Consider the following 4737-nt stretch of genomic DNA (forward strand, 5'->3'; position numbering starts at 1 on the left):
GGTCCAGCGGATCGTGATGGCCCGCAACCTCCCGTAACCCCACCCGTAACCCCACCCCGACGTGCACCGACGGCGGGTCGGCCGGCCGCCCGGCCGTCGGTGCCGAGGCATCGTCCCGATGCTAAGTTCCGGTGAATGAGTGAGAAGGAAGAGCAGGACCAGTCCATGAATGACGGGCCCTCGAAGCCGGCGATGCGCGAGGCGCTGGTGGCCGCGGCCTTCGAGCTCTTCCTGGAGCGCGGCTTCGAACAGACGACCGTCGACGACATCGTCTCGCTGGCCGGCGTCGGCCGGCGCTCCTTCTTCCGCTACTTCCCGGCCAAGGAGGACGTGGTCTTCCCCGACCACGAGCGCAGCCTCGCCGAGATGACGGAGTTCCTGGAGTCCGGCACCGGTGAGGAGGACCCGGTCAGGCACGCCTGCGACGCCGCCCGCCTGGTCCTGCGGATGTACGCCGAGCAGCCCTCCTTCTCCGTCCAGCGCTACCGCCTGACCCGCAAGGTGCCCGGCCTGCGCGCGTACGAGCTGTCCGTGGTCTGGCGCTACGAGCACACCCTGGCCGCCTATCTGCGCGGCCGCTTCGCCGACCGCCCCGACGGGCCGCTGCGTGCGGACGTGATCGCCGCGGCCGTCGTCTCCGCGCACAACCACGCCCTGCGCACCTGGTTGCGCTCGGGCGGGGAGAGCGACTGGGTGGCCGAGGTGGACGCGGCGATGGCCTTCGTCACCGGCACCTGGGGCGAGCGCCAGGGCGAGGCCGCCGACGGCGAGTCCGACGACGTCGTGGTCCTGGTCGCCAGCCGCCGCGCGCCGCTGTGGCGGATGGTCCAGGGCATCGAGAGCGCGCTGGGCGCCGACGCCCGCCAGGTCTGATCCGGGCAGGCCACCCTGGGCGTGCTCGCCGCCGATCCGGCCGACTGGCCGGTCGGCGCGCTGCTCGCCCTCGTGCTCTTCAAGGGGCTGGGCTGGTCGATCGCCCTCGGCAGCCTGCGCGGCGGCCCGATCTTCCCGGCGCTCCTGCTCGGTACGGCCCTCGGCACGGCCTGTGCGCCGCTGCCCGGCTTCGGGGCCGCGCCCCCTGCTCGGCGGCCAGGCGGCCGACCCGATGCCGCTGCTGATCGTGTCCACGGTGGCGGCCTTGATCACCGCGGAGTGGTTGCGCGGCCGGTCGAAGCGGGGCGCCGCTCCGGCCGGCCGCGCGGAGGCCCCGGGGTCAGCTGACGTCCGGGCCCGGGCCGTCCGCGACCGCACCCAGGTACTGCTCGATCTGCTGCTGGTTCTCCACCAACCGCAGGCACTGGTGTCGCAGTTGGGCCATCTCCTCGGGGCTGAAGCCGCGGAACACGGCGGCCATCGCGCGCTCGGTGGGCACCCGGAACTCCTCCAGCCAGGCCAGCCCTTCGGGCGTCGCGGTGACCAGCACCGCCCGCCGGTCGTTCGGGTCGGGGGAGCGGCGGGCCAGCCCCTCCCGCTCCAGGGTGTCCACCAGGCCGGTCGCGTTGCGCGCGCTCACCCCGCCGGCCCGGGCCAACTCGCCCACGGTCAGCCCCGCTTCACCCGCTTCACCCGCTTCACCCGCGGCCCCGAGCCGCACCAGCACATCCAGCGCCCCCGCGCTCAACCCCCGTCCCTGCGATCCGTGCGCCCGCAGCTTCTCCACCGCGTGGAACGCCGACCGCGCTGCGGCCGCGGCCTCCAGTGCCAGGGTGTCCCCGCCCTTGGTGAACGCGCCCATGGCCGTCCGCACCCTGCTGTCGTAGAGCCGGCCCTCGGCATCCCGCCCCAGCGGACCGGCCGACGACTCCAATGATTTATTTACCTGCTTCATAATGAAGTTATTCTGCACTTCGCGGGAATCCTGTCAAGGGGCGGCGACCCGCCAACTCGGCCGCAGTGGACGAGACTTCGGCGGAAGCCGGAGGCGTGCTCGGCGGGAGCCGGTCGGCGTCGGGCCGCCGGGGGAGTGTCCTGTGCCATGGGTCGGGCGGGGCCGTTGGAGTGTCGTGGGCCTGCTCCGGTCGAATGACCCCCACGGCAGTCGTCCGATATGTGTATCCGCTGGTCACTGCGGCGAGTCAGAGGCCACGTCGGCCGGAGTGGGCGCCGTGTCGGTTGCGGCGGGATGTGGCGCGTGGCTCCCTGAGTCGGGGCGGGCCGATCGGTGTCGCCACCTCAACCGGAAACTCCGTGGAGGAGACCTTCATGCGTGCTCTCAAGCGTGTCCTGGCCGTCGGTTCCCTCGCCGTCCCGCTCGTGCTCGGCTGCGCCGGCCTGGCCTCGGCCCACGACGGCCTGGACGCGAGCTGGGGCAAGGGTCAGTTCATCGCCAATCAGAGCGGTGCCGGTGTCGCCGGTTCCGAGTCCTCCGTCGGTCCCGACGGCGTCTCGCACATCGACTTCTGGATCTGGGCGGACGACAACGGCGTCTCCGGCTCCTTCACGGGTTCGAGTGCCACCTGGAACCACGGGTGACAGTGAGTGACATAGGTGGCGAATCCCCCCGGAGTTCCCGCGAACTCCGGGGGGATTCGCCTGTGCCCGAAGCGGCGCTCCCGCCGTTCCGCGGGCTCGGAGGTCCCGGCCAACTGTTCCCGTACGGCGGGCCGTTGTATCGAGCCGTTCGCATGATGACTCCGTCGAGGGGTGGCTCCGCAGGGGCGGTCCGCGGCAGGGGCCCGGCGACGACGGAGGGTGGCGCGGAGTGACGCAGAGTGCTCCAGCCGACTGATCCTGTCAGATAGGCATACGAACGGTATTTCCGCTGGTGGGGGCGGCGATTCTGACGGGACGTGAGGCCGGACGGGTCGCGGTGCCGGTTGCGGCGGGATCCGGGGCGTGGCTCTCTGAATCGCGGCGGGGCTGAACGGCACCGCCACTCAACCCAGAAACTCCGTGGAGGAGATTTTCATGCGTGCTCTCAAGCGAGTCGTGGCTGTCGGCGCCCTCACCGTCCCGCTCGTGCTCGGCTGCGCCGGCCTGGCCTCGGCCCACGAAGGCATCGACGCGAACTACGGCAAGGGCTTCTTCACTGCCAACGAGGACGCCGCCGCCCTCGCGGCGGTCGAGTCCCACGTCGGCCACGACGGTGTCTCGCACGCCAGCTTCTGGATCATTGCGGAAGACGAGGGCGTCACCGGCTCCTTCACGGGTGCGGGTGCCACCTTCAACGACGAGGACGTCGCCCCCGCCGCCGCCCCGGCGGCCGAGGCTGCTGCTCCCGCGGCCGAGGCTCCCGCTGCTGCCCCGGCGACTGAGGTTGCCCCGGCCGCCGTCCCGGCGACTGAGGTTGCTCCCGCTGCCGTCCCGGCGGCCGAGGTTGCCCCTGCTGCCGTCCCGGCGGCCGAGGTTGCCCCTGCTGCCGTCCCGGCGACTGAGGTTGCCCCTGCTGCCGTCCCGGCGACTGAGGTTGCCCCTGCTGCCGTCCCGGCGACCGAGGTTGCTCCCGCTGCCGTCCCGGCGACCGAGGTTGCCCCGGCCGCTGCCGCTCCGGCGGCCGAGGCTCCGGCTGCCGCCGCCCCCGCCGCCAGCCAGGGCTGACCGAATCCCGCCGTTTTGGGCGTGACCCCGACACCGTCCCGTCGGGCCAGGCCCATCCGGATGCCCGGCCGGTACCCACCGGCCGGGCATCCGGCGTACGGGCGTCCGGCCGGTCGCTTCACAGCGGAGAGCCGTGGCCGAAAAGCAAAAAGGCCCCAGATCAACTGGGGCCTTTCTTCGGTGTCCGAGGGGGGACTTGAACCCCCACGCCCGATAAAGGGCACTAGCACCTCAAGCTAGCGCGTCTGCCATTCCGCCACCCGGACCAGGTGTGTGCTTCGGGGGTTTTTCCTCGCCCCCTCGGCGACAGAGAGAACATTACCAGGGTTCTGGAGTGCTTCTCACCTGCGCTTCCTCGGGGCGGGGCCACCGGACATCCTGGTCCGAGGCCCGTCCGGCCCCCGCGGGCCGCGTCGCCCGGGCCGTACCGCGCCCGCGGCGAGCCAGGAGCCTGCCCGGAACGCGGCCCGTACCGACCGCACACGGCCCGGAACGCGGCCCGCACAGGTTGGTACGGCCTGGGAACGCGCTCGAATCCGGCCCGAACCGGTGGCGTCCGCGAAGGAACCGGTCGACTCCCGCACCGGCCGCGGTCGGTTGCGGCCGGAACCGGTCCGACACGGGCAACTTGTCGACGGTGCCACGGCCGCCGCGACGGCTCTCGTAGCGTCTGTGGACCGAGGGCGCCATGAAGCGGATCGCCTGATTCCCGGGTCGCGGACGAAGGGCGGCTGGACGTGGAGCAGATCAGCGGAGCGGCGAAGGCCGAACCGAGACGCGACAGGCGGATGGAGGGCCGGGGCGGGGCCACGGTCTCCGGAGGCCCCGCCGAGGGCGTGTGGCGCTTCCCGGCGCCCGCCACCGAGGCCTCGGTGCCGCTCACCCGGCACGCGGTGCGGGACCGTCTGCTGGCCCAGGGCATGACCGGGGTGCGCTACCAGGAGCTGGTGGACGACCTGCTGCTGATCGTCTCGGAGCTGGTGAGCAACGCGGTGACGCATGCCGCCGAGCTGTCCCCCGAGGTGGTCACCGAGCTGTCGGTGCGCCGGGCCTCGGTGCGGGTGTCGGTCGAGGACGGCGATCCGTACCGGCCGAAGGCACTGGAGAACGACACCGCGAGCACCGGCGGGCGCGGCCTGCTGCTGGTGAAGAGCGTCACCCTGCAGGCCGGCGGGGTGTGCGACGTCGAACACACGGGGG

The 4737-nt window shown here is 72.5% G+C and carries 6 protein-coding genes and 1 tRNA gene; 5 read left to right on the top strand and 2 right to left on the bottom strand.

The genetic code is table 11. From position 1 onward, the window contains the following. The first annotated feature begins 135 nt into the window (after nt 1-135). Together ACIQOV_RS28160 and ACIQOV_RS28165 are read left to right on the top strand one after the other, a co-directional pair. Nucleotides 136-873: a TetR family transcriptional regulator gene (locus ACIQOV_RS28160; protein WP_401053203.1), complete on the top strand. Its 738-nt coding sequence runs from the start codon at nt 136-138 to the stop codon at nt 871-873. Nucleotides 874-894: 21 nt separating this feature from the next. After that, nucleotides 895-1221: a hypothetical protein gene (locus tag ACIQOV_RS28165; protein ID WP_401053205.1), complete on the top strand. Its 327-nt coding sequence runs from the start codon at nt 895-897 to the stop codon at nt 1219-1221. Here ACIQOV_RS28165 and ACIQOV_RS28170 read toward each other — a convergent pair. After that, nucleotides 1214-1846 carry a MarR family winged helix-turn-helix transcriptional regulator gene (locus ACIQOV_RS28170; RefSeq protein ID WP_401053207.1) on the bottom strand — a complete coding sequence of 211 codons (633 nt, stop codon included), beginning with the start codon at nt 1844-1846 and terminating at the stop codon, nt 1214-1216. The two genes, ACIQOV_RS28165 and ACIQOV_RS28170, sit on opposite strands and share 8 nt — an antisense overlap. A 356-nt stretch (nt 1847-2202) precedes the next feature. On the opposite strand from ACIQOV_RS28170, the gene ACIQOV_RS28175 reads away from it, so the two are divergent. Both ACIQOV_RS28175 and ACIQOV_RS28180 read left to right on the top strand, forming a co-directional pair. Further along, complete coding sequence (locus ACIQOV_RS28175; protein WP_401053209.1) at nt 2203-2472, top strand: hypothetical protein; 270 nt, start codon at nt 2203-2205, stop codon at nt 2470-2472. Between the two features lie 435 nt (nt 2473-2907). Continuing rightward, nucleotides 2908-3537, top strand: coding sequence for a hypothetical protein (locus ACIQOV_RS28180; protein WP_401053211.1), 630 nt, complete (start codon nt 2908-2910; stop codon nt 3535-3537). 181 nt (nt 3538-3718) lie between these two features. Here ACIQOV_RS28180 and ACIQOV_RS28185 read toward each other — a convergent pair. Beyond that, nucleotides 3719-3803, bottom strand: a tRNA-Leu gene (locus ACIQOV_RS28185). Between the two features lie 522 nt (nt 3804-4325). Here ACIQOV_RS28185 and ACIQOV_RS28190 point away from each other — a divergent pair. After that, nucleotides 4326-4737: ATP-binding protein (locus ACIQOV_RS28190; protein WP_401053213.1), on the top strand; the 412-nt coding region annotated here is incomplete at its 3' end.

This window comes from Kitasatospora sp. NPDC091257 (assembly GCF_044757675.1).
Classification (GTDB): domain Bacteria; phylum Actinomycetota; class Actinomycetes; order Streptomycetales; family Streptomycetaceae; genus Kitasatospora; species Kitasatospora lactacystinica.

What these genes read in the sequence shown, in the direction of transcription:
- ACIQOV_RS28180 (WP_401053211.1), top strand. Translation starts at nt 2,908, where the DNA reads ATGCGTGCTCTCAAGCGAGTCGTGGCTGTCGGCGCCCTCACCGTCCCG.
- ACIQOV_RS28175 (WP_401053209.1), top strand. Translation starts at nt 2,203, where the DNA reads ATGCGTGCTCTCAAGCGTGTCCTGGCCGTCGGTTCCCTCGCCGTCCCG.
- ACIQOV_RS28160 (WP_401053203.1), top strand. Translation starts at nt 136, where the DNA reads ATGAGTGAGAAGGAAGAGCAGGACCAGTCCATGAATGACGGGCCCTCG.